The organism is Bacillus sp. NEAU-242-2 (assembly GCF_027853835.1).
Classification (GTDB): domain Bacteria; phylum Bacillota; class Bacilli; order Bacillales; family Bacillaceae; genus Bacillus; species Bacillus velezensis.
The window spans coordinates 895,285-919,742 of record NZ_JAPNNY010000002.1; the positions used below are offsets into that span (position 1 = coordinate 895,285).

General features: G+C 42.5%; 25 protein-coding genes and 1 pseudogene. 5 read left to right on the forward strand and 21 right to left on the reverse strand.

Going from position 1 to position 24,458, the window contains the following annotated elements; translation table 11 throughout:
- Positions 1-5: 5 nt before the first annotated feature.
- From OWN49_RS09495 to OWN49_RS09505, 3 genes are all read right to left on the reverse strand, one after another.
- On the reverse strand, positions 6-626 hold the full coding sequence (locus tag OWN49_RS09495) for an NTP transferase domain-containing protein (protein ID WP_176283622.1): 621 nt from the start codon (positions 624-626) through the stop codon (positions 6-8).
- Positions 623-1,639, reverse strand: coding sequence for an XdhC family protein (locus OWN49_RS09500; RefSeq protein ID WP_176283623.1), 1,017 nt, complete (start codon positions 1,637-1,639; stop codon positions 623-625). The genes OWN49_RS09495 and OWN49_RS09500 overlap by 4 nt, the downstream gene beginning before the upstream one ends.
- Before the next feature lie 68 nt (positions 1,640-1,707).
- The gene (locus OWN49_RS09505; RefSeq protein ID WP_176283624.1) at positions 1,708-2,724 is read right to left on the reverse strand and encodes an FUSC family protein; all 1,017 of its coding nucleotides are present in this window, start codon (positions 2,722-2,724) and stop codon (positions 1,708-1,710) included.
- Between the two features lie 214 nt (positions 2,725-2,938).
- On the opposite strand from OWN49_RS09505, the pseudogene OWN49_RS09510 reads away from it, so the two are divergent.
- The 3 genes and pseudogenes from OWN49_RS09510 to OWN49_RS09520 form a co-directional block, all read left to right on the forward strand.
- Positions 2,939-3,166, forward strand: a pseudogene (locus tag OWN49_RS09510) (class 3 fructose-bisphosphatase); the annotation flags it as partial.
- 812 nt (positions 3,167-3,978) lie between these two features.
- Positions 3,979-5,019, forward strand: coding sequence for a hypothetical protein (locus tag OWN49_RS09515; protein WP_007407870.1), 1,041 nt, complete (start codon positions 3,979-3,981; stop codon positions 5,017-5,019).
- 15 nt (positions 5,020-5,034) lie between these two features.
- Positions 5,035-5,847, forward strand: a complete 813-nt coding sequence (locus OWN49_RS09520; RefSeq protein ID WP_007407871.1) for a restriction endonuclease — start codon at positions 5,035-5,037, stop codon at positions 5,845-5,847.
- A gap of 274 nt (positions 5,848-6,121) precedes the next feature.
- On the opposite strand, the gene OWN49_RS09525 is transcribed toward OWN49_RS09520, so the two are convergent.
- The 8 genes from OWN49_RS09525 to OWN49_RS09560 all read right to left on the reverse strand — a co-directional run bounded on the left by OWN49_RS09525 (position 6,122) and on the right by OWN49_RS09560 (position 12,431).
- Positions 6,122-6,811: a hypothetical protein gene (locus OWN49_RS09525; protein ID WP_007407872.1), complete on the reverse strand. Its 690-nt coding sequence runs from the start codon at positions 6,809-6,811 to the stop codon at positions 6,122-6,124.
- 18 nt (positions 6,812-6,829) lie between these two features.
- A complete protein-coding gene (locus OWN49_RS09530) occupies positions 6,830-8,233 on the reverse strand; it encodes a deoxyguanosinetriphosphate triphosphohydrolase (protein ID WP_176283625.1) in 1,404 nt (467 codons plus the stop codon).
- A gap of 80 nt (positions 8,234-8,313) precedes the next feature.
- Complete coding sequence (gene rlmH / locus OWN49_RS09535) at positions 8,314-8,793, reverse strand: 23S rRNA (pseudouridine(1915)-N(3))-methyltransferase RlmH (protein ID WP_013354196.1); 480 nt, start codon at positions 8,791-8,793, stop codon at positions 8,314-8,316.
- Between the two features lie 80 nt (positions 8,794-8,873).
- Positions 8,874-9,044 (reverse strand): CxxH/CxxC protein, encoded by a 171-nt coding sequence (locus OWN49_RS09540; RefSeq protein ID WP_004393147.1) that lies wholly within the window; start codon positions 9,042-9,044, stop codon positions 8,874-8,876.
- Between the two features lie 153 nt (positions 9,045-9,197).
- Positions 9,198-9,368: a hypothetical protein gene (locus tag OWN49_RS09545; protein WP_004393146.1), complete on the reverse strand. Its 171-nt coding sequence runs from the start codon at positions 9,366-9,368 to the stop codon at positions 9,198-9,200.
- 316 nt (positions 9,369-9,684) lie between these two features.
- The gene (locus tag OWN49_RS09550) at positions 9,685-10,380 is read right to left on the reverse strand and encodes an ABC transporter substrate-binding protein (protein ID WP_176283626.1); all 696 of its coding nucleotides are present in this window, start codon (positions 10,378-10,380) and stop codon (positions 9,685-9,687) included.
- Positions 10,381-10,507: 127 nt separating this feature from the next.
- Positions 10,508-11,671: a hypothetical protein gene (locus OWN49_RS09555; RefSeq protein WP_176283627.1), complete on the reverse strand. Its 1,164-nt coding sequence runs from the start codon at positions 11,669-11,671 to the stop codon at positions 10,508-10,510.
- 10 nt (positions 11,672-11,681) lie between these two features.
- Entirely contained in the window at positions 11,682-12,431 is a 750-nt protein-coding gene (locus OWN49_RS09560; protein ID WP_014306154.1) for a YiiX/YebB-like N1pC/P60 family cysteine hydrolase, read from the reverse strand.
- Between the two features lie 181 nt (positions 12,432-12,612).
- Here OWN49_RS09560 and OWN49_RS09565 point away from each other — a divergent pair, with 181 nt between their 5' ends.
- A complete protein-coding gene (locus OWN49_RS09565) occupies positions 12,613-13,593 on the forward strand; it encodes an aldo/keto reductase (protein ID WP_069449117.1) in 981 nt (326 codons plus the stop codon).
- Between the two features lie 29 nt (positions 13,594-13,622).
- Here the strand turns inward: OWN49_RS09565 and OWN49_RS09570 are convergent, their stop codons facing one another.
- The 8 genes from OWN49_RS09570 to OWN49_RS09605 all read right to left on the reverse strand — a co-directional run bounded on the left by OWN49_RS09570 (position 13,623) and on the right by OWN49_RS09605 (position 20,443).
- A complete protein-coding gene (locus OWN49_RS09570; RefSeq protein ID WP_017418509.1) occupies positions 13,623-14,096 on the reverse strand; it encodes a GNAT family N-acetyltransferase in 474 nt (157 codons plus the stop codon).
- Positions 14,097-14,133: 37 nt separating this feature from the next.
- A complete protein-coding gene (locus tag OWN49_RS09575; RefSeq protein ID WP_004393139.1) occupies positions 14,134-14,268 on the reverse strand; it encodes a hypothetical protein in 135 nt (44 codons plus the stop codon).
- Positions 14,255-15,370, reverse strand: a complete 1,116-nt coding sequence (locus OWN49_RS09580) for a response regulator aspartate phosphatase (protein ID WP_024086023.1) — start codon at positions 15,368-15,370, stop codon at positions 14,255-14,257. The genes OWN49_RS09575 and OWN49_RS09580 overlap by 14 nt, the downstream gene beginning before the upstream one ends.
- Positions 15,371-15,500: 130 nt before the next feature.
- Positions 15,501-16,391, reverse strand: a complete 891-nt coding sequence (gene rocF, locus OWN49_RS09585) for an arginase (RefSeq protein WP_004393135.1) — start codon at positions 16,389-16,391, stop codon at positions 15,501-15,503.
- A gap of 73 nt (positions 16,392-16,464) precedes the next feature.
- Positions 16,465-17,865, reverse strand: coding sequence for an amino acid permease (locus tag OWN49_RS09590; RefSeq protein ID WP_176283628.1), 1,401 nt, complete (start codon positions 17,863-17,865; stop codon positions 16,465-16,467).
- A 223-nt stretch (positions 17,866-18,088) separates the two neighbouring features.
- Positions 18,089-19,294, reverse strand: a complete 1,206-nt coding sequence (locus OWN49_RS09595; RefSeq protein ID WP_004393130.1) for an ornithine--oxo-acid transaminase — start codon at positions 19,292-19,294, stop codon at positions 18,089-18,091.
- Positions 19,295-19,523: 229 nt separating this feature from the next.
- A complete protein-coding gene (locus OWN49_RS09600) occupies positions 19,524-20,159 on the reverse strand; it encodes an SdpI family protein (protein ID WP_156735336.1) in 636 nt (211 codons plus the stop codon).
- Positions 20,156-20,443, reverse strand: coding sequence for an autorepressor SdpR family transcription factor (locus OWN49_RS09605; RefSeq protein WP_015240946.1), 288 nt, complete (start codon positions 20,441-20,443; stop codon positions 20,156-20,158). The genes OWN49_RS09600 and OWN49_RS09605 overlap by 4 nt, the downstream gene beginning before the upstream one ends.
- A gap of 172 nt (positions 20,444-20,615) precedes the next feature.
- Between OWN49_RS09605 and OWN49_RS09610 the strand changes: the two genes are divergently transcribed.
- Positions 20,616-22,031 (forward strand): sigma-54 interaction domain-containing protein, encoded by a 1,416-nt coding sequence (locus OWN49_RS09610; protein WP_370649021.1) that lies wholly within the window; start codon positions 20,616-20,618, stop codon positions 22,029-22,031.
- Between the two features lie 41 nt (positions 22,032-22,072).
- On the opposite strand, the gene OWN49_RS09615 is transcribed toward OWN49_RS09610, so the two are convergent.
- Both OWN49_RS09615 and OWN49_RS09620 read right to left on the reverse strand, forming a co-directional pair.
- Entirely contained in the window at positions 22,073-22,792 is a 720-nt protein-coding gene (locus OWN49_RS09615; protein WP_176283629.1) for a cupin-like domain-containing protein, read from the reverse strand.
- 13 nt (positions 22,793-22,805) lie between these two features.
- Positions 22,806-24,431, reverse strand: a complete 1,626-nt coding sequence (locus tag OWN49_RS09620; RefSeq protein WP_176283630.1) for an ABC-F family ATP-binding cassette domain-containing protein — start codon at positions 24,429-24,431, stop codon at positions 22,806-22,808.
- Positions 24,432-24,458 lie beyond the last annotated feature (27 nt).

Below are 24,458 nucleotides of genomic sequence, written 5' to 3' on the forward strand. Positions count from 1 at the left end.
CTCATTCACTCCCCGAATTTATTCAGCAGCAGCCTATAATCTTCAACTGTATCGACGTCATAAAAAAGCAAAGGGTCTTGAAAGCTGATCATTTTTCCCGCCTTGATCATACTTTCACGGATGACATGCCGGGCGCCCTGATCTCCCTTTAATTGATACAAGACTGGAAAACATTGATTGGAGAATAAAATGGGAGGCATAGGAAGATGCTGATTTTCAGCGGCGATAAATGAATAACGGCGCTCTTTTTGATAGGAATCAATTAACGTATTGATGATATCTGCGGTGACAAACGGCTGATCTGCAAGGAGAATGATAACGGCGTCAGCCTCGTACGCTGCCGCTTTTTGTAAACCGCATATTATAGAATGGCTTTGGCCCTTACCCGCCTGCTCACATTCTGCCTGGCTCCACTTATTTGACATAGGGGATAAAAAGAAAAATTCCGAAAGCCAATGCAGTGAATCTCCCTTTCCCGTAATAACGAAAATATGATCTAATTCAGATAACAAGGCATGTTTAAGAGCCATACTTCCAAGGGAAACGCCATTGAGAAATAAACTTCGCTTATCCGTCCCCATGCGTCTGCTTGTACCGGCTGCCAGGTAAATGGCTGCTGTTTTCATAAGCGGGACCTTTGTTTTCGCATTTCTTTAATCAGCTCGCCGACGATACTTACAGCAATCTCTTCAGGGCCTTGTGCCCCGATGGGAAGGCCGATAGGGGAATGAATATCTGCCGGAATCTCTGCCCCGCCTAACAGCCGCTCCGTACGCCTTCTGGGACCTAATACGCCTTTATAAAACACATTCTCGTTTTTTAATGTATGTAAAATGATCTGATCTTTTTGAAAGCTGTGCGTCATAATGACAACAAAATCCCTTTTTGTCATGCTCAGGCCTTCCATGACTTCTTCCGGCGCTCCCGTTATCAAATGGCCGGCTTCAGGAAAATGCCCGTGATGACATAAGGCGGGACGCCAGTCAATCACCGTCACATGAAAGCCCGCACGAGCCGCCAACGAAACTAACGGCCTCGCATCTTCTCCTGCTCCGAAGACATATAAACAAGGTTTTGGCACCATCTGATGGATAAAAAACAAATCAGATGTATGTTCATCTCTTTTGATTCCCTTCTCTGTCTGTCTCAGTTTTTGAATACAGCCTTGCTCCATCACATCCCCGGTTCCAAACACGCTGCCGTCTTCAGCGATATACAGATCTTCCTTCGGCTCTAACGTTTCAGTGAATCGTTTCACTCGGGTCACAGATTTTTTTCCATCTAAGCATGTCTTGACTGTCATCAGATGCCGTTCCAATTCCCCTTTTACAGGCTCAAGCAACACCGTCAAAACACCATTACAGCCAACGCCCTGTCCCCAGGATAAATCGTCTTCCGCACTCATATCAAAGCGGACAATCAACGGTTCTCCCGCAGACCAGACCTGCTCTGCCCTTTCAACGAGATCTTCTTCCAGACAACCGGCGGATAACATGCCGACTCTTGTTTTGTCCTCTAAAATCAGCATGGAGGCGCCTTCTTTCTTATAAGCGGACCCCTCTGTTTTAATAATGGTAGCCAGTACCTTAGCTTTCTTAGAATTAGCGATGACATCCAAAATCCGGTGTATATCATCCATTTCATGTCCCCCGTTTTACCTGATCATATCTGCATCTGTATATCCGTATTCTATAATTCCAGAAAACATTACAAACGCTTCAGCAATTTCTTCGTTTCTAAAAAAAAAGAGTCTTTATAGACCTTATGACCGGGCGGCGGTTGCGACAGCATGTCGGAGCGGAGAGATTCCAATAACACGTTCTGTTCCTTCTGTTTCCGATTGTCTGTTTCGCCCTGCTGTATTCCTTTAAAACCCGCAAAATATTCACTTAACACTTGTAAATTATTCCCCAGCTCCCTTTTGTCACTTGAAGATAAAGCTCCTTCTTTTTCCCATTCTTTTAACGTTTTCACTATATTTGATAGATACTCAAATCCGGCGTTCAACTTTTGCATCTCTATTTGATAGCTTGAAATGATGTTTTTATGTTTTTTTCTGACGGGGTTGAATTTTAAGCTGTCAGAGGCTGTTTGCAGCATCTCTTTTGCCGTATGCAGCTCCTGCAGAAGATGGTTCATTTTATATTCCATAAGGTTCCCTTTTCCTTGTCCCCACTCTGATTGCACCCATTTGGAAAGGTCTGAAAGTGCGTCGGAAAGCTGACGGGCCAATGTTTGAAAAGAGTCCGCTGCCTTTTTTGTGTAGTCCGGCGGAAACAGGAACATGTGAATCAGAATCGCGATGATGACGCCGATCACCGTATCGATGATTCGGTCGAATGCATAATCTTTAGAGTTTCGTTCAAACGTAAAGACCAATAAAATGGTGAGCGCTACCTGATGTAAAACCGTTACATCTATTCGTAACCACTTCGCAATGTAAGTACCGCCTAATAGGAACAGCCCCAGCATCCAGCCATTCATTGGCAAGTGACTGACAAGAAAGGACGTTAGCATGATCCCAATCGCAGTTCCCGCAATACGATGAAAAGAAAAGCGAATCGACTGATCTATCGTTGGCTGCAAACATAAAATAACAGACAGAGGCGCTAAATAGGGGTGATCAGAGCCCGCCAGTTTTGCCGCTTCCCAAGAAACCGCAGATGCAATCGCCATCTTCCAAACCAAAGATGTTTTGTTTTGGATTTTTTCACTTTTCATCATACGCCCCCTCCTTTCAGAAACCTTTTCCACTAGGTTTCCGTGACGGAAAGGGATTTATACTGTCGTAGGGAAAAAGCGAAAGAAGTGTTGTTCGAAGGGGGATTCTTGAATGACGGATTCTATTTGGGGTTGGGGAAACCGTTAGCCTTCAGAAACATGAGGCGTAAGGTTTGGCTAGAGGAGAATCCTATTCCATTAAAAGAAAGCGAAGTAAGATCCGATCAAGGCGAATGGAAAAATGATCGTCATCGTCGGCTACACGCTCTTATACAACTCCTACGGCATGTAGCTAGTTGCCGATAAACACTTTGACTCTAAGGCTAGTGTGAGTATCGGTTAACAATGAACGATTAGTAGAGTGAAAGAAACGAATGTCGATGAAAAACTGCTGAAGAAAATGGCTGTTTTGGAGAGATTGTGGGAGTATCAGTATATGAAGTGAGTTATATTTATGGTTTAGGGATGATGATAGTCTCCTCTACAGTAATACACTTAATGGAAAATATGTTATTTTAGGGGTTTTTGACCAACTTACTTTCGAATCGTGATCAGAGAGCTAATTCAGTAAACTGAAAATAATAAGGTAATCATATCATTAGAAAAAACTTCTTTTCAATAGAAAAAGTAACACCATGACTTTCGAGGCGTCAATTTCAAGCCCTCCTGCTACACAAACGCCAAAGCTTATGTTTTGAATAATAATATTATCAAAGAAATCATTTCTCCCTAGCTTTCCATTGCATATGGAAGAGTTAGAATTGAAGATTTTTTCTTATTTGTTTCTGGATACAGTCCAGTATAATAAAATAGTGTCGTTGGTCTTAAAGCTGGACTGCCGGCTTTCTCAAAAATCTCTCATATAATGAGCAGTCTACAGTTTGTTGCACAGGCTACTAGTTTTTTTGATGTTAAACTGGAAAAGCTGGAGAAGGATGATATTGACTTAATCACAACTCGATGGCTAAATGGAGAAGGAGAGTTATTTAATAAGTTGAATAGGTAATTGTTGTTAGCGAAAAATGACTAATTGTAACTTGAAAAGAATAAAATTTTTAGACCTTATCAAAAACCTCACCAGCTTTGCTCCTGTACTACTGTAATACTTTAATCGTCATATTATACAGAATAACAGTACTCACGTATTTCCCCATAGGTTAAAGAATTCCTCTTCATCCTAATTTAACACATCACACATAAAAACAATTGAATTAGGATATAATAAATGTAATATATATTAACTAAGGAGAGCTCTTTATGAAAAATATAAAAGTCTCAATTGACCAATTGTATCTTGACCCAAACAATTATCGTCTGCATAGCCATAATAGATATACCCCAATTCAAGAATCAAAAGTTGACAACCCCTTAGTACAAAAGCGTGTACTTGATATGATTTGCGGCGATAATCGAGAAGGAATAAAAGATTTATTAGTTAGTTTCAAATCTAATGGTTATTTAAAAATTGATAACATTCTAGTGAAACAAATTGACGGGAAGCCTGATCATTATGTTGTTATTGAGGGTAATAGACGTATTGCCACATTAAAATCTTTAAAATTTGATTATGAAAACGGCTATGATATAGAAAATTTAGATCCTGAACAATTTAACAACCTTGAAGTTATCTTGTATGATACTTTTGATGAAGAATCTTATCTTTTATTAATGGGATTAAGACATGTAAGTGGTGTTAAGCCATGGGATGATTTCGAACAAGCAGAATTAATCATGAATTTACAATTAAATTTTGGTATGTCCCAACATGAAATTTCCAATAGATTAGGGATATCAAGACAAGAAGTTAGAAGAAAGTTGAATTCATTTAAGGCAATGGACATTTATAGAAATGATGATGAATACGGAGATAGCTTTAATACTGATATGGCTGGTCTATTCCATGAATTAATGAGCCGTCCTAACCTCCGAAACTGGCTTGGTTGGAATGAGGAATTAGGTACATTTACAAATAAAGTTAATCTAAATAGATTTTTCAGTTGGATTTCCGCTGATGAAAACGGAAAAAGAATATTGACTAAGCGGGATCATATTCGTGATTTAAACAAAATAATTTTTGATAAAGAAGCTTTAGAAATAATGGAAGATACCAAAAATTTAGGAGAGGCATTAGACAGCAGTAGTTACTTAACTAAGGAAGGGTTTAAAAGAAATATAAAAAATATAAAAAACAATATTAGTCGAATTTCTATTACTGCTCTTATCGATATGGATGAGAGTACAAAAGAGGATCTAGAAGGCATAATTAAATCTGTAGAAGCTTTTAAAAAGTTTTTATAATAAAGGATCAATTGTATGGATATCAATATTATACGCAAGGAAGACACTTTTAAGTCTCTTTTAGAAATATTATTCCTTCAATATCAACATTATAATAACCTTATAACCTTTATTGATAATAATTACGAAACAAACGATCCCTTAACAATGGCTAAAGACTTTGCAGAAGAACTCAGCTTATATGAGACAGATATTGAGGAAATTTTTTCAACTAATATATTTGATATAAATAGTGAGACGTTGGATATAAATTTCAATACTGATTTACTTAATAATATATCTAAAGCGCTTATAGAGATTAAAGCACTTATTCCTCATGATTTCGAAAAATTATGTGCCTTATATATAAAATTTTTAGGCACAACCGGAATTCCAAATATCACCAAACATTCGCATGATCAGGGGATTGACTTTGTGGGCATTGTAGAGAGAAAAGTACACTCTAGATTATTTAGTTCAAAATCAAATATAAATAAAATTTATTTAATAGGTCAAGCAAAACACTATGATACTGATAAAGTGAAGTCTAATGAAATTAGAGAATTAGCTGGATCTATTTATCTTCTAAAAACAAAAGGTTTTGCTCTAAAAAACGATCCTTATCCTAACATTTCAATAAAGAGTTTTACTCCTATATATGTATATTTTATAACATCTTACTACTTTTCAGAAGCAGCTAAAAGGTTATGCATACATTCAGATATTATGCCAATCGACAGAATTTTATTAGCTTTAACTTTTGGGCTGAATAGTGAATACCATGATGTTACAGGTCATTTTTGTCCCTATACATTAAAAAATGCTCTAAGTAATATAAACTACTTTTAATTATATAAAACAGTAAATTTCCAACGATTATTATGGTTTATTCACCGTTTTATACAGGATTAACTTAAAAGAACGTCTAACCTAGTCTTTCTTTTCAATAGTTTATTTTCACTTTAACTCACTCACTTAAGATAAGGCTTACTTTAATAGGAATAAATGAGGTTTATTTATTAATATTTGAAGCTTTAGTCAGAATAGAAATTTGGTTATAACCCCCCCCTTTGAATCAAGGAAAAAAGTTAGGTAAATAAATTCACCTAACTTTTTTCCCTTGTCACCCTATATATAGTAACTCATTATGAAGTTCTTCTTTCGAAATTTTTTCTATTCTATAATGTGATAATTGTAACTCTAATAAATGATTTACTAAATTATTTTCCTTTGTAGATTCTATATAATATTTGAAGACTCTTCTTAATTTGCTTGAAAAATTTAGATTGTATTTTCTTTTGAATACTAAAGCCCTAAGCAAGTTAAGCTCTACATGTGGGTTCTCTTCTAGACTAATATCCAACTCAGATTTCATCAAAGATTCCCTTAATAAATCTGCATATAAGCAATTTGAGTTAAAATTATATACTACGCCGTCTATGTTTAAGTAAACAGACCTTGCTAGATTCTCTTCACTTGGTGTTAAATTAGTGTTTTTAAATGCCCATGTATTATTTAAATCCCAAATATCAAAATCAACATCCGAGATTTTAAATTTATACCCACCAAATCGATTCATCCTATATTCATAATTTTTAATAAAATTATGAAACTTTAGTTTATCATTAAACTTTATTGCAATATCAAAGTCTCTGGGATATTGGTCATTTTTTAAATATATATCCCGAACAGCACCACCAAAAAAGAGTAATTCTCCTGTTTCCGCTAATTTTTCAACAAATTCAAGGGTTTCTGAGTATTTTCCAAGCAAATTAATTAACTCTACTTTAACATTTCCTTCAATTTTACTCATTATAAACCCTCCTTACCGTTATGGTAACTTCACTCCTAATAACTCTTGATGCAAGTTAACTGCATATCCGTCAGTCATACCAGAAATAAAGTCTGTAACTAATAATAATCTATTGTATAGTGTAAGCTCTGAAAAGTCTACTTCAGGTTTTCCAGCTTCAGAAAAACGCTGAATATGCCTAAAATTTTCTGAAATTAGATGTACTAATTTTTCATGCTTACTTTTTGACTTTTCTAGCCCATTAACATTAGTCACAGCTTCAATGAATAGTGATAATAAGTCAGAAATAACTCTATCTCCAACTAGCTCTAGAGTCAAAACTTCCTTATTAGAAAACACATATTTAAATGCTAAATTTCTTAAATCATCAGCTATTTCATTTGCAGATGAAGTAGATAATAAGTCTCCGTCAAATTCTCCACTCATAATCTGATGATAATTTGTTTTAAAACTTTCTACAACTGCAAAAATCATGATACCCTGAATAGATACTTTAAAATTTTGAACATCAATAAGACTTTTATTAGGTACCTTATTCTCTATTGCCTGTCTTCTGTATTCTTCTAATTTTTTAAATACCGATTCATATTTTTTATTAAACTTTTCTTTAAGTTTCATGTATTCTTCTTCCCAAGTAAATACTCCTTTTTTAACTGCATCCTCTATATCTGCAGTTAAATAAGCAATATCATCAGCTGCCTCCAATATATATGTAGCAGGATGCCTACAAATACCAATACCAACCTTAGAAGATAATTTCTCAAATAAATCCTTTTCAGCATAAAAATAACCAAATTTCTTTTTTCCTTGTTTGGTTACATTATCATGATTTGATGCCCATGGATATTTCATTAATGTGGCTAGAGTTCCATACGTAAAATTTGCACCGAATGGATCATTTAAAAATTGTAACTTTGATAATATCCTAATTGCCTGTGCATTACCTTCAAAGTATAAAAAATCATTTTTTTGTTGTTCATCCATTTCACCAAATTTTTGTTGTGCTTTTTCAAAGGAAGTACTATTAAACCATTTTTCGAACCACTTTCTAATAATATCTTCTCCATAGTGACCAAAAGGAGGGTTACCAAGATCATGTACTAAGCATGATACTTCTACCAGAGATGCTAATTCTTTTGCCCTTTCGAAATTAGGAAATACTTTTTCTTCAATCAACCAACTTCCTATATTCCAAGCTAGAGAACGTCCTAATGAGGCGACTTCTAAAGAATGGGTAAGTCTTGTTCGAATAAAGTCGTTATTCTGTAGTGGAAACACTTGAGCCTTATCTTGAAGTCGCCTTAATGAGGAAGAATAAATTATTCTTTCATAATCTTTATCAAATTCATTTCTATGTGGCAAACTTTTCCCTAAGGATTCCCTCTGTCTTTCAGTATTTAAAAGTTGATCCCATTCTAGCACAAAAATTGCTCCTTCCTGTATGGCGTAATTTTATATTATTTTTTAATTAAATTCCTATATTTTACGCATATAAAATCCCTTCACTTATGATAAGGCTCCCCACGATTAATCCGAAATGCCCGATAAATCTGCTCCACTAAAATCAGCCGCATGAGCTGATGAGGAAATGTCATTTTCGAAAAAGACAGTTTGTCGTCTGCGCGCTTCATGACGGCGTCGCTTAGGCCGAGTGAGCCGCCGATGACGAAGGTGATTTTGCTTTTTCCATATGTCGCCAGCTTATCTATTGTATCGGCCAGTTCTTCGGATGTTTTCATTTTTCCTTCGATGGCGAGGGCGATGACGTGGGTGTCCGGGCTGATTTTGGCCAGGATGCGTTCGCCTTCTTTGTCTTTGACGATTTTCATGTCTTGGTCGCTCAGGTTTTCCGGAGCTTTTTCGTCCGGGAGTTCGATAATGTCGATTTTTGCGTAGGCTGAGAGTCGTTTTTTGTATTCTTCAATGCCTTGTTTGAGGTATTTTTCTTTTAGTTTTCCGATGGTCACAATATTGATATTCACAGGTCATCCCCACTTTAGAAACAAGTTATTCATATATATTGTCCACAATTGTGGATATCTTTTCTGTATTTTGTGTAGGATCATTCGTTCCCTACTAGATATGTTGCAGTGTCCCCACATAATTCACAGGCTGTGGATAAACTGTTAGTATGTTCGATTTTTCTGATTTCGGGCGGAAGCTCATGATCATCTATGTACATGTCCAGCACGGTTTCGATATGTTCTTCACAAGAATAATAAGCGGTTTTCATTGTTACATCCTCCGGTTTTCTTTTGCGCGCGGCAATTGTTCTCTTCTCAATATAACCTATTTATACACATGTTAGTAGTGCTTCGGGCTGAGTTTTATCCACAATTCGGCAAATCACGCGCAAAAAGAGCCGGTGTTTTCAGCATCCGGCTCTTTACGTGTTTTCTCTTTTTTCTAAGCGAAGGACGAACAGAATTCCTAATAGACACGCCAGCAGCGTACAGCATACATCAATCCAGTCCGGCTTTCCGCCGTTTAGAAAAGAGTTGGTTATCACGGAAACCAGGAGAATGGTTACGGTCACCGCGGCAAGCTTTTTCTTCATCGGCTCCCTCCTTCACCGACTGTCTTCTGCTTTTACGGGTCAAATTCCTCTATCTCTATGTTCGGTCGGCTTTTTTCTTGCTATATAGCCTTATCATGAGGGTCACAACGATATATACAATCATAATCAATGCCCCGTTACTCACATCAGGGTATCCAATCAACATATTCATTATGACAAAAACAATGGTTATACAAATGACGGACAACAATAAGAAGATACTGAATGATTTCAAATGAACACCTTCTTTCCCGCAGTAACGTTTCATTATAAAAAGCTTACCAAAAGCGGCAAGCTCTTTTCAAATCTGCATATTTCAACCAAAGAATTGTTCACAAATTTCTTTAGCACCTGCTTCGCCAACTCCATTTTCAATTGCTAAACATAAGGGCGAGCACACTACTGCGCCGACAGCACCTCCGACAGCCATACAAGCACCTGCGCAAGCAATACTAGATCCAAGCCCCAGCATTTTTGTGACTAAATCGTTACAGGACTCCAATTTTGATTTTGCCGGAGATGCTTTTTTGACAGAGTTCAATAAAGCATTATTCCCCTTGCCTTTTAATCCATCTTGATTAAAATCTTCATTAATAATTTCTTTATCTCCAACTCTTAATTTGAAGTTTCCTTCTTTTTTTTCTTTGTCCCATTTTCCTTTACCCTCTACTGATAAAACGATTTGCTCAGTGTTTAAATTAATATACCTCTGCGCAAATGAATGATTTTGCTGATCTTCATAATGAACCAATGCAATCTTATGGTCTTTATTATTTAAAACAGTCACAAAGACTTCTGTTTGATCCATATCCAAATCATCTCTGTCTTTGACGATATCCAAAGCTTTTTGTCTGTCTTTTTTACTTCCTTCAGCCTTAATCGTTTTATCACAGACAGGGCATGTGATTTCATCTTTTATTGTCTTTGTACTAATAGCTTCTGTCACACCTGAAAAACTGAACATAAAAACAAAAATAACTACTCCCACAAACCATTTGAAATGTTTTTTCACTATATATCCTCCTTTTATTCAGTCTACTACTCTATATCCGCAAACGGATACGGTCAAACCAATAAAAGGGTTTTTTGTTTATATCATCCAAAGTTTGTATTTTCATTATGATGACTGCTTTTCCTTCTCAAAACCCATCCATCACCTGCACATCATACAGCTTGAGATGGCTTTTCGGCGTGACGATGTTTTTTAAATTTGGGATGGTCAGGTCGTTCAGTTTTTTTCCCGTTTTCAGGTCGAAGGATTCGATTTTTGCGGGCTTTTTGTAGCTGTACGTAAACAGATACAGCTTTCCGTTTTGATGGGTCAGCTCCTTGAAGTCGGCTTTCATTCGTGATGCGGGGAGGGTGAAGGCCTTTTTGCTTTTTCCGGTCTCAGGGTTGATGCGGTAGACGGTTCCGAAGCCGTCAACGAAATAGAAGCTGCGATGCTCCATGAAAAAGCTTTTTTTGAAGCTGAACGGCATGGAGTCATAGATCGTCTGTTCGTCATTTTTATAAGCGGCGATGTCATACGTTTTGATGGCGCCGCTGTTTTTCATGACTTTCACCATTTGATAGATGTAATCGGCTTTTTCTCCTCTGGTAACAAAGCAGACGGCGCTGTCGTCCGCGGCGAGCTGGGATTCGACAGACGTGCCTTCTTTATACGTCCACGTCGCGATTGATGTTGTATGGAGCTTTTCTTTATCGGCCTGAATGTCTTGGACGTGATAGCCTTTTTCGTCATCTGTCGGCGTGAGCGCGAAAAGATGATCTTTAAAAAAGCCTGAGGCACGGATATAGTGCGGGATAACGTCTTGCTTCCACCTGCCGTACATCTGGCGGTACAGCTCTGAGCGATAGCTGCCGCCGCTCTTGTCGTAGCCCGAATTATACAGCGTGTAAAAGCCTTTCGTCCGTTCGATATATCCCGCGCTGTCTCCCGTATGCTGATACGCTCTTTTATACGTGTGAAGGCCGTCCTGAACGGTGTAGATTCCTTTTTTGTCCTCCAGCAGGACGCTTTCGTCATGCACTTTGGCCGATCCGAGCTCAAGCCCCTTCATTTGATAAGAAGAGAGCCGTCCTTTTTCATCGGCGAAGAGGGCGTAGCTTTTTCCGCCGCCGAACGTGTCTTGGTCAGCCGCAGTGGAGAAATACAGCAGCGCCTCTTTATCTTTCAGAAAATCAGGGTCATTTAATGTGTCTCTCGCAACCTCCGCAGGATCTTCCGTGGGGAAATAGAAGAAGCATAAGACCGCTGCGGCGGCGATGATCACTAAGGGTATCGAGATGATTTTTTTCACGTTGTTCTCCTTAGTGAATGGTCAGGATCGTGGTTGTGTAGGACGAGCTTGTGATGTCGCGCGGGTATACGCCTAAGCCGCCGTTAGAGTCGATATCAATCCCCGCTTTTAAAAGGAATGCCGACCACAGCAGTTTTGAGCAGTTTTTGGCGCCTTCATGGCCCGTATTTCTGTTATTGACGAAGTTGAAGGAGTACTCATCACCCACTCTTGATACAGCCCAGTCAGCGGCGGCTTGTTTTTGGGCATCAGTAACTTTCACGGTCTGGACGATTGAATTGTCTTCGACTTCTCTGCCGTTATACGCAATCTGGCGGACGCCGTCTCCCGGCACGGATTCGACAATTTTATCAGCGGATGAATACATGCCGACATGCCCGTGATTGTAATAAGCCGTGTATGAGTTCGTGTAATAAATATTGCCTTTTGTGCTTTTCGGGAGTTTTTTGGTTCCTGACGATCCGCCCATCGCAGAGAGTCCGTCTTTGGAAGCGATTACATTTCCTTGCACCTTGTCTGCCGTGATTTCTTGATGAAACTGCTTGAGAATTGCTTCTGTTGAAACATGCTTCTGTTTGGCAAGCTCTTTGGCGGATTGGAGAACGTCTTCAGGAGTCGTGCCCTGCTGAAGGTCTGCGATTTCTTTTGCGTAGCGTGGTATTTCTGTTTCTTTCGCTTTTACATTCAAACCGGAGAACGACAGAACCATGGTGAATGACAGGGCAAACGGGAGGACGGCTTTGAACAGCTTTTTACACATTGACTTCGCCTCTTTTCTCAAAGGTTAATTTTTCCACGTTTTCATTATATGACGAAATTGTGATAAAAAAATATACAATTTACAGATTTTTAAAAATTTTATAACAATATGTAAATCATATACATAAATCATTTTCAAATATCAGGAAATCTGGTTATCATACAAGAAAGGGGGAGGACATATGAAGGACAGAACGATCGGTTCGATGCGGGTTTCCGCAATGGGGTTAGGGTGCATGGGCATGTCGGAATACTATGGCAGCCAGCGTGAGGAAGAGTCGATTTCCACACTGCATCATGCCGTTCATCTCGGCGTGAATTTGTTTGATACGGCTGATCAATATGGATTGGGTGCGAATGAAGAACTTGTCGGCAGAGCGCTCGCCCCATTCAGAAAGGAGCTGTGCCTCGCGACGAAATTCGGTTATGTCCGAAGCGAAAAGGGTGAGTTTATCGAAATCAACGGACGGCCCGATTATGTGAAAAAAGCGTGTGATGCCAGTCTGAAACGCCTTGGGACGGATTATATCGACCTTTATTATCTGCACCGGGTTGATCCGCGGGTGCCGATTGAAGAAACTGTCGGCGCCATGAAGGAGCTGATTGACGAAGGAAAAGTGAGGTATATCGGATTGTCAGAGGCTTCCGCAGAAACGATCAGGCGCGCCGTCCGCATTCACCCGATTGCCGCGCTTCAATCGGAATATTCTTTATGGAGCAGGGAAGCAGAGGAGCATGTGCTGCCCGCCTGCCGTGAGCTCGGCATCTCATTTGTGCCTTACAGTCCGCTCGGCAGAGGTTTTCTTTCCGGAAAGATGACGTCGACAGATCAGCTGGATGCCGATGATTACAGAAGAAGAACGCCGAGATTCCAGGAAGACAATTTGGCGGTGAATATAGGGCTCGTCCAAAAACTTACCGCCATTGCCCGGGAAATGAATATCACCGCGCCTCAGCTTGCACTCGCATGGGTTCTCGCAAACGGCGATGACCTCATTCCGATTCCGGGTACAAAAAAGAAACACTACTTGGAAGAGAACCTCGCCGCTCTCGACATTGTGCTTCCGGAGGATGTGAAGGCGCGGTTGGATGAGATGTTTCCGATCGGAACGGCGGCCGGCGAGCGTTATCCGGAACACATGATGACATTGTTAGATGAATAACAAAAGAGGCCCAGCGTGCGGGCCTCTTTTCATGACAGCTTTTTGCTCATGATGACATCCGTCTCCAGAAATCCTGTCTTCTCATACAGCTTCCGCGCCGTTTCGTTATGAGCGAACACATGGAGAGAAATCTTGCGGACACCCAGGTCTTTGGCTTTGTCCTCCAGCCTTGCGAGCGCCTCTTTTGCATAGCCTTTGCCGCGGAAAGGCGGATGAAGGCCGAAATCATAAATAAATGCGTCCTGCTGCGGGTTGTCCGGATCGGCGTGCAGCCACAGCCAGCCGGCATTTTCCTTTCCGTCCAATGTCAGCGTCCATAAATAGTGATCGGCCGTCTCCAAGCCGTCTGGAAGCAGGTCTTCAAATGCCAGTTCCGCTAATTCCGGCGCTTCGTCAGGCAGCCACGTTCCCGCTTTTACCTTTTCTTCAGCGTAATGCTTGGTTGAATGAGCGAGATAGGACTGAAATTCTTGTCCTGTCATCGGCTGCAGCGTGATAGCCATTGAATCACTCCTTACACGAAAGCGGTATCATGAAGTATTATCCGAAGGCTCCGTTTTCCGCCGGTTTTATGATTTGGTCGGCTTGTGCCGTTGAACCAGTTTGTGCAAATAATCCAATCGAAATGAGACTTGCCAAGGCTGCTGAGAGTACAATGAATTTACATGTTTTCATTACGAATCCCCTCCGTTAATCTCAAAATTTGGTCATTGGCATCAATTGATTCCTGAAAATACTTCGCCGCCGGTTTGTATTTCTCCTGTTTTTTAAAATGCGCCGCGGCCTGATATGACAAATCGGAAACGTCACTCCACAGCTCTTTCCTTCTTAACTCGGCGAAAGCTGATTCAAGCGCTTCTTCATTGCGGTCAATAAAGACATGCTGTAAGATGCGCAGCTTTTGGGTGTATACGGGTTCGTTTTTTTCTTCAGCGGCATTCAGCGCTTTATGCAGCCAAAACCGGCCCTCATCCGTCTTTTCCTGCTTCAATAACACTCTGGCCAGCATGTACAGACTCCGGACCGAATACGCTGATCGCAAATGCTCCTTTTGATCAAGAGCCGTTTCAAACTCGACCCGCGCCTCCTCCAGTTTTTCCTGTCTTTCATAGCAAATGCCTGCGTTAAAGTGGGCGAGCGCCTCAATATGCGGATCGCCCGCTTTGGCGGCTTGATGAACCGCCGTCTGCAGGAGCTCTTCGGCTTTCTGATAGTGAAACAAGTCCATTCTGTTACAGCCGATCACCATTAAACACTGTGCTTCTCTGACCGCGTACATTTCATTGGCTTTGTAGATCTCCAACGCTTTTTCCGCGTGGTTCATCGCAAAGTAGTTTTGGCGGATTTCATAGTAGGCAATCGCCACTTGATAATTAAACTCGGCTCTTTCAATCTCATTCGGTATGTGCCGGAGCCTGCTTTCAGCAATCCGGTAAAAATTAATGGCGTTCATAAACCGTTTACGGTAAAACTCGTGCATTCCGGAAAAGAAATAATAATAGTATTGAATCATCTGGTCTGTTTTTTCTTTATCGGCGTTCAGCTGGATCGTTTTTAAAATGCCGTCTGTTTTCTCATACTCTTCCATTAAAAGCTTATAGCGGGAATCAATTAAATTAAAATAAAGGAGCACCGTTTGATTTTGTGTCATATTTTGCAGATCCGTAAGCAGTTGTTCTCTTAACGCCTCAGCCGATTCAGTGTTGTGCTTTTTGATTTCCTCATACCAGTCACTGATTTTTTTCGCAACTGTTTCGTGGGCCATCACTTCAGCCATCTGTCAGGACACCTCCCTTTCCCATTTTGTGTAATAAATATATCATATTTACAGGTCCGAAAAGAGGGTGAAAGCCCGCTAGTTTCCTCGTGGCAACAAAAAAACCCCCGCAAGTGCGGAGGCGCATATTTTATAATAGTTTTTTTCCTAACAAAGATTCTACCAGCTCGACCGCTGTTTTGCCGGTTTTGTTTTTGTGATCGAGGATCGGGTTGACTTCGACAAATTCAGCTGAAGTGATGATGTCGGCATCATACAGCATTTCCATTGCCAAGTGGCTTTCACGGTAGCTGATGCCGCCGACGACAGGCGTGCCTACGCCGGGTGCGTCGCTCGGATCAAGGCCGTCTAGATCAAGACTGAGGTGAACGCCGTCACAGTCTGACAGGTAGTCAATGGTTTCTTCAATGACCTTTGTCATGCCGAGGCGGTCAATCTCATGCATCGTATAGACTTTCATGCCTGTTTCCTTAATGTATTCACGCTCGCCTTCATCAAGCGATCTCGCGCCGATGATGACGACGTTCTCCGGCTTGATTTTCGGGGCATACCCGCCCAGATTCACCAGCGTGTCGTGCCCGACGCCGAGGCTGACGGCCAGCGGCATTCCGTGAATATTGCCTGACGGCGATGTTTCCAGGGTGTTTAAGTCGCCATGCGCGTCGTACCAGATGACGCCGAGCTGTTTATAGTGCTTTGCCGTTCCTGTCAGCGTTCCGATCGCGATGCTGTGATCGCCGCCCAAGACGAGAGGGAACCGCTCATTCTCAATGACGCTGTCCACCTTTTGGGCGAGCTGCTCGTTCCCCGAGAGCACAGAGTTCAAATTTTTCAGATCTTCATCATTTTTGAGTTTTTCACGATTGACGGGGATGTCGCCTAAGTCTTCCACCGCATACCCCATGTCAGATAACCGTTCAATGAGATGCGCGTAGCGGATGGCGCTCGGGCCCATGTCCACTCCGCGTCGTGCTTGTCCTAAATCCATCGGCATTCCAATAACTGAGATATTCTTGTTCATCCGTTTTTCCACCTCAACATGTTGTATGTTGTCCTGTGCGGGTTTCTCAAAGATGACTTGGACACGAAAAGATTTAAAGCTCTATCTGTTTTTCTGACTGCTTATGCTTTTTTACATACAGATGATAGACGATAACGCACACCGCCATGAACGGGATGCCGCAATAAAGGGCGAGCCGCTGTTCTGAATCAAATGCGAGGCTGATCAGAACAACCGTGTTTAACGTCAGCCCGATAATAGGCAGCACCGGGTACAGCGGTGTTTTAAACTTCAGGTCTTCCACTTTGCCGCCTTCGTGGATATATTTCCGTCTGAACATCAGCTGCGACAGGGAAATCGTAATCCAGCCGACCTGCGCGCTTAGTCCGGCTAATGATAAGAGAAACATATAAACGGTTTCCGGCGCTGCCACTTTAGACAGCAGGGACAGGCAGGCGACGGCCAGCGTCACGATCAAAGCGTTCATCGGCACGCCGCGTTTAGTTGTTTTGCCGAGCGATTTAAAGGCTTGTCCTTCGTTCGCCATGGCATATAGGATACGCGTCGATGCAAACAGGCCTGAGTTGGCCACTGAGAGCAGCGCAATTAAGATAACAAAGTTCATAATATCGGCCGCATATGGAATACCGATTTGTTCAAACACCACGACAAACGGGCTTTCGACCACTCCCGCCTGCTTCCACGGAATCATCCCGGCAATGACGATGATGGAAAGAACGAAAAAGACAAGGGTTCTCCATACCGTCTGCCGGATAGAGCGCGGAATTGTTTTCTCGGGATTTTCACTTTCTCCCGCGGCAACCCCGATCAGCTCCGTTCCCTGGAACGCGAAGTTTACGGTAATCATCGTAATAAGCATAGCCTTAATGCCGTTCGGAAACAATCCATCCTCATAAAAATGAGAGAAGAAAGGAGCCTGCTCGCCGTGTTTCATGTCGATCAGGCCGAACATGGCCGCGCCGCCCAAAATAATAAACAGCAGAATGACTAAAATTTTAATGCCGGAAAACCAAAATTCCGACTCAGCGAACGCTTTTGTGGTAATCGCGTTCAAAAGAAACATCAGTCCGACAAACACGAGGCACCACACCCATACGGGAACATGCGGAAACCAGCGGAGCATCAATTGTCCCGCAGATAAAAACTCAATGGCGCATGTCACCGCCCAGCCGAGCCAGTACAGCCAGCCGAATGCGAAACCGAAAGCGGGGCTGATGAATTTGGTTGCGTACGTCTGAAACGACCCTGATACGGGAAGGGCAACCGCAAGCTCGCCTAAGCAGAGCATTGTCAAAAACATAATAAAACCGCCGACCAGATAAGACAGAACCGCGCCCAGCGGTCCCGCCTGGTTAATTGTAAATCCGGTACTCAGGAAAAACCCGGTGCCGATCACTCCGCCTAATGAAATCATAAACAAATGGCGCGATTTCATTGTGCGCTGAAGCTGATTCTCTTTTTGATTTGTATTCACTATTCTGCACCCCTTCAGCAACTTGTATTGGAACCAAGCCGGTGCTTTGAAACCGATTTGCTGTCCAAAGAGCCTCTATTTGTATATGAATGTTATATGAAATTCATTTTCGTACATAAAGATACATTATACTAAAATACTGTCGCCGCGCAAATAGAGTGTGCTGAATTTTTTATTTGTAAATTCCATACAAGCCGAGGGAAAGCATTGCCGCATCAAGGTTTTACGCGTTTTGAAGCACGTTTGTGATCTTTTGGATCGCCCAGTCCAAGTCTTCCTTGGAAATCATTAACGGCGGTGCAAAACGGATCACGGTATCATGTGTTTCTTTGCATAAAAGCCCTTCGCCTTTCAGCTTTTCACAGTACGGACGGGCCGCTTCTGTCAGTTCAACACCGATAAACAGGCCGCGTCCGCGCACGTCTTTTATGATCGGGTTATCAATTTTCTCTAGCTCTTCTTTAAAATACCGGCCAAGCTGAAGGGAACGCTCTGCCAGCCCTTCTTCCTCAAGGACTTCAAGAGATGCGAGCGATACCGCGCAAGCGAGCGGGTTTCCGCCGAATGTCGAGCCGTGGGAACCCGGGTTAAACACGCCGAGAATGTCACGGTTCGCCGCGATGCACGAAATCGGGAAGACGCCCCCGCCGAGCGCTTTGCCTAAGATGAACATATCCGGTACGATATTTTCCCAGTCAACCGCGAATGTTTTCCCTGTGCGGCCGAGTCCCGTCTGAATTTCATCAGCGATCAGAAGCACATTTTCTTCCTTACAAATAGCGGCCGCTTCTTGTAAAAATCCTTCCGGCGGAATGACGATGCCCGCTTCTCCCTGAATCGGTTCGAATAAGAAAGCGGCTGTGTTCGGCGTGATCGCCCGGCGCAGCGCTTCTGCGTCTCCGTATGGAATTAATTTTATACCCGGAAGCATAGGTCCGAAACCGCGTTTATACTCATCTTCTGAAGAAAGGGATACCGCGAGCATCGTTCTGCCGTGGAAGTTGCCGATACACGCAATGATTTCCGCCTGGTTATCGGCTACTCCTTTGACCTCATATGCCCAGCGTCTCGCCGCTTTGACAGCGGATTCAACGGCTTCCGCTCCCGTATTCATCGGCAGAATCATATCTTTTCCGGTCAGCTTGGCTGTTTTCTCATAAAACGGGCCGAGCTGATCGTTATGGAACGCGCGTGACGTCAGAGTGATTTTATCCGCCTGATCCTTCAGCGCCTGAATGATCTTCGGATGTCTGTGCCCCTGGTTCACCGCAGAATAAGCACTCAGCATATCCATATATTGATTGCCTTCAGGGTCTTTTACCCAAACACCCTGCGCTTCGGAAATAACAATCGGCAGAGGATGATAATTGTTCGCGCCGTAATGTGAAGTTTGGCTGATAATTTCTTGAGATTTTGTGAAAGCTGACATAATCTGATTCCCCCTTGTTTTGTAATCATTCAACATTAGATCTTGCTTTCCCTTTTTATAAAGCAAGTTCCGTGCCAATCCGAAAAAACGGGATGTTTCGCCAGCATTCTTTCTTTTCCCGCAAAATATTCCGGCAGTTTGCGTGCAAACTTCAGCCAAGCGCAAAATTTTTTTGCGTTTCCCGCTGACAAAATAGGAGCAATCCGATTAGATTGCTCCTGTTCAACAATTATTTATTTAATTGTCTCTGATATACAATGTAAGAATATAGTAAAGATAATATGATACAGCCGATTGCCGCAATGAAAATGACTGACACTCTATATACCGGCGGCAAAAAGGCTGCAAGCATCATGAGTATGCCCGCTAAGACAAAAATTTTCGAACTAACCCTGTGTGTATCCTTCCAAACTCTTTCACTGCTCAGCGTCCAAGGTGTTCTTATCCCTAAAAAGAAATTAGGCTTCACGATCTGAATGAAGTTTCCAAATACCATGAAAATGACTCCCACTATAAAGTTTCCTAAATAAGATATAGGGAGATCATATCCCAGGCCGGTCAAGATGGTCATCAGATTAATGACAAACAGAACCGCAAACATTGTATTAAATATAGCCATATATGGCCGGATAAATGTTTTGTAGTTATTTTTAGGATCAATCTTAGGGATGATAACCATTAAAATATATACAATAATCATGATGCCAATAAGCATCATCATCGCATTAGCTTTCGTTTGGTAATCATTTGCACTTCCGTTTAATCCCCAGTGTGTCGCCAAATTGTCCGGTAAAGATGAATAAGTGCAAACCCATGTGAAAACAGTTAAAACAATGATTCCTGCCGAAAAGAGATATTTTTTCATGATTCCCCGCCTTTCTTATTATCATGTTCTGAATCTGTCAGAGAAAAGAACCAGCCTATAAGATCCTGTAATACAGTGGTATTTAATGAATACATAATAAATTGGCCCTTCCTCTCATCGTGAACCAAATCAGTATTTTTCAATATGGTAAGGTGATGAGAAATACTGGGTTTTGACATGTCGAAGTGTTCCGCAATTTCACCAGCTGTCATGTCTTGTTTCTTTAATAAATCCAAAATTCTTCTCCTTGTAGGATCGGCCAGTGCTTTAAAAGCTTTATTCAAAAACTTTCCCCCTCTCATACGTACGATTTAGATATTTAAGTATATATCTAAATATCAATCATTTCCCTAAAAAAGTCAATGATTTTATTACCTCAATTTCCATTTATTTTTAAACATCGTCCAAGCGCAAAATTTTTTTGCGTTTCCTGTTCGATTTATTTTAAAATAATGAATGTTAAGACGATTGAGAGGGGGAATTGACCTGCACACAACCAGCGAATTTTACACACTCGTGTTACAAAGCATTCTGGAAGAGATTGATGTCGGGCTGCATGTGGTGGACGAGAAGGGCAGCACCGTCATTTACAATAAGAAAATGATGCAGATTGAAGATATGGATGAACGGGACGTCCTGCATAAAAACCTGACTGATGTATTTATGTTTTCCAATCAGCAGGACAGCACGCTCGTTCAGGCCCTTCAAGAAGGCAAAGCGATTAAAAATGTAAAGCAGAGCTATTTCAATAACAAAGGCCAGGAAATCACGACGATCAACCACACCTTCCCGATTGTGCAAAACGGCGAGATCAAGGGCGCCGTGGAAATCGCCAAGGACGTCACCAAGCTCGAACGGCTGATCAGGGAGAACATGCACAGGAAAGAACAGAACAGCTACACGTTTGACAGCATTCTCGGCAACAGCCCGGTCATTCGGGAAGTCATCGAAAACGCGAAACGTGCAACCCGTACGTCATCGTCCGTGCTTTTGGCCGGCGAGACGGGAACAGGCAAGGAGCTGTTCGCCCAAAGCATTCACAACGGCAGCCAGCGCTCAGGCGCCCCGTTCATCTCACAAAACTGCGCCGCCCTGCCGGACAGTCTGGTCGAAAGTATTTTATTCGGCACGAAAAAAGGCGCCTTTACCGGAGCCATCGACCAGCCCGGCTTATTTGAGCAGGCGCAGGGAGGCACCCTGCTCCTCGATGAGATCAACTCTCTCAATCTCAGCCTGCAGGCAAAACTGCTCCGCGCCCTTCAGGAAAAGAAAATCAGGCGCATCGGATCAGCTCAGGACAAACCGATTGACGTCCGCATCATCGCCACGATGAATGAAGACCCGATCACCGCCATTTCAGAAGAGCGGCTGCGCAAAGATTTATACTACCGCTTAAGCGTTGTCACGCTGATCATTCCCCCGCTCCGGGAGCGCAAGGAAGACATTCTGCCTCTGGCCGAAGTGTTTATTCAGAAAAACAACCACCTGTTCCAAATGCATGTCGATTCGATCAGTGACGATGTGCAGCAATTTTTCCTGGAGTATGACTGGCCGGGCAACATCCGCGAGCTTGAACATATGATTGAAGGCGCCATGAACTTTATGACGGATGAAACGACGATTACGGCGGCCCACCTGCCTTACCAATACCGGATGAAAATCAAACCCGCTGACACGGAAAGCAAAGCAGCCACAAGCACCCAGCCCGGCACAGATTTAAAAGACAAAATGGAAAACTTCGAAAAATACATGATCGAAAAAACCCTGAGAAAAAACGGCAATAACATATCCAAAACGGCAAACGAGCTCGGAATCAGCAGGCAGAGCCTGCAATACCGCCTGAAAAAATTCGGTCTGGACCGGATGAAATGAATCCATACAAAAAAAGGCTGAGGTGCTCCTCAGCCTTTCGTTTATATCTGATTGGCAAGCCGCTCTCCGGTAAACCAAAAGTTCTCACTCACTGCCAATGTATGTTCCGTATTCTCGACTTGATGCCACCAATGGCGCGGCGCGTAAATGATTTCTCCCGCCTTTTGTCTGAAGCGGATCGGAGACGCCTTTTGCGCCAGCGGTTTTTGCTCTATGTCTTTTTCATCAAAGACATTGATATTTCCTTCGTACAAATACGGAGAGTCGCCCGGATGATAGAAGATCCATTCCTTCTCTCCGAAAATGACGCCGTTCCACGCGTGCGTGCTGTTAAAATCCTGATGCAGCGGCGTGCCTGTCTGCTTAGAACCGAGAAAGAACCATTTCCAGTCCCGTCCCGTTTCTTCATCCGCTCTCAATGTGTCTTTTGTAAAATACTCGGGTGCGGAATAGACAAGGTCTAAGTCATTTTGGTTCAGCTGCGTAAAATTCCAGTCACAGTACCATTTGTCATCATTCTGATCAATGTACTCGATATAGTTGGAAAGCTTTACTTGTTTAAACGTTTTGACCCCTTCGATATCTGATTTCCGGATGGTGACCATTCTGTCTCCATAGTGTTCGTCAATGTATTCAAGCGTCCACGGCCTGCATTCCCAGTGATCCATTGCCCCCGTCAAAATAAAAGGTTTCTTATCAGCATACTCGCTTACAAAAAGATCGTACGATAACTCATTGATTGTCAGTCTGTCAATGGTCATATCCATTCCCCTTTTATTCGGCAATCTGCCGTTTTTTTTGTTTGGCGTAACTGTATGGACCTGAAAAGATGGTGACGTTTTGATTCTCAAGCCAGAAAATCTTGTTGAACTTCTCCAGCAGGTTTCTGTCGTGAGAAACGCAGATGATGGTGCCTTGAAACTGCATCAGGCTGTTTTCGAGAATTTCCTGAGATTCAATATCCAAGTGGTTGGTCGGCTCATCCAGGATCAGGACATTCAGCTTTTTTTCCATTAAGATGGACAGCTTCAGCCTGATTCTCTCACCGCCCGACAGGACGGAAAGTTTTTTAAAGACCGACGACCCGTAAAATCCGTACTTGGCCAGCATATTCCGGGCCATGCCCTCTTCAGTCAGCAGATTTTCTTTAAAGAATTGCAGAATCGTCTGACTCGAATCTCCGACTTGGCTCTTTTGATCAATGTAGCCTATCTTAAGATTTTCCCCCACTTTAATGGTGCCGTCCGACAGTTCTCTTTCCCCGATGATACAGCGGATCAGCGTTGTTTTGCCGACGCCGTTTCTGCCGACGACGCCGATTCTGTCTTTATGCTTTATTCGCAGATTCACATTTTGATATAAAAGGGAAGATCCGTTGGCCACCTTTCCGTTTTCAATGAACACAATATCTTTTGAACCGGCGCCCGCTTCCTGAAATGCGTTTTTTAATTTTTGCTCCGTCCGGACCGGCTTATTGATCAGCTCGATCCTTTTCAGCGCCTTTTCCATATTATTCGCGCGTCTGTGCAGGCTGACAGACGGCGGATTCGAGCGGTTGGCCCAATCTCTCAGCTGGGCGATGGATTCCTTCATCTTCTGTATTTTTCTCTGCTGTTCTTCATATTTCTCAAACTGGGCGATGATGAATTCTTCCCGCTTTTTCAGGTATTCGCTGAAACCGTAAGGCCAAATCTTCACCTCAGTATCATCAATCTCGAGCACCTTCATCGCCGTCTGGTCGGCAAACGTTTTATCGTGGGTCGTAAACAGAATGGTTTTGTTCGATTTTTTTATAAACCCTTCAAGCCACTCAATCGCATGGACATCCAAATGGTTGGTCGGCTCGTCCAGCAGTATAATGTCGTCGTTGCGGATTAAAATTTCGGCAAGGCCGGCTTTTGTTTTTTCGCCGCCGCTCAGCTTTGAAAACGGCTGATCCTTTAATTCACTAAGGCTGAGCCCATTGCATACCTCGTCAATCATCGCGTGCATCTGGTAGCCGCTGTTCCGCTCAAATGTTTCCGTGTATTGACTGTACTTTTCCAATAAAGCAGTCAGCTCGTCATCACTCATCGGTTCCGAAAGCTTCAGCTCAATGGCCTTCATTTCCTTCTGGATCGCCGCGAGAGCTTCAAACGATTTTTCCAGATATTGATACAACGTCAGATCCTCATGGGGATCAGCGATCTGCTTCAGCAAACCGACCTTCGCCCCTTTGTTGATCGCAATCGTTCCTTCATCCGCCTCAAGCTCTCCTGAAAGCACCCTGAACAGCGTGCTTTTGCCGGACCCGTTCGGCCCGGCCACGAGCACTTTTTCGCCTTCATTGATGAAGAAAGAAACTTGTTTGAAAATGGTATCTCCCGCTAAATTTACCGTAAGATTATGAATATTCAGCAATTCACATCATCCCTTTGTCATTCTGGT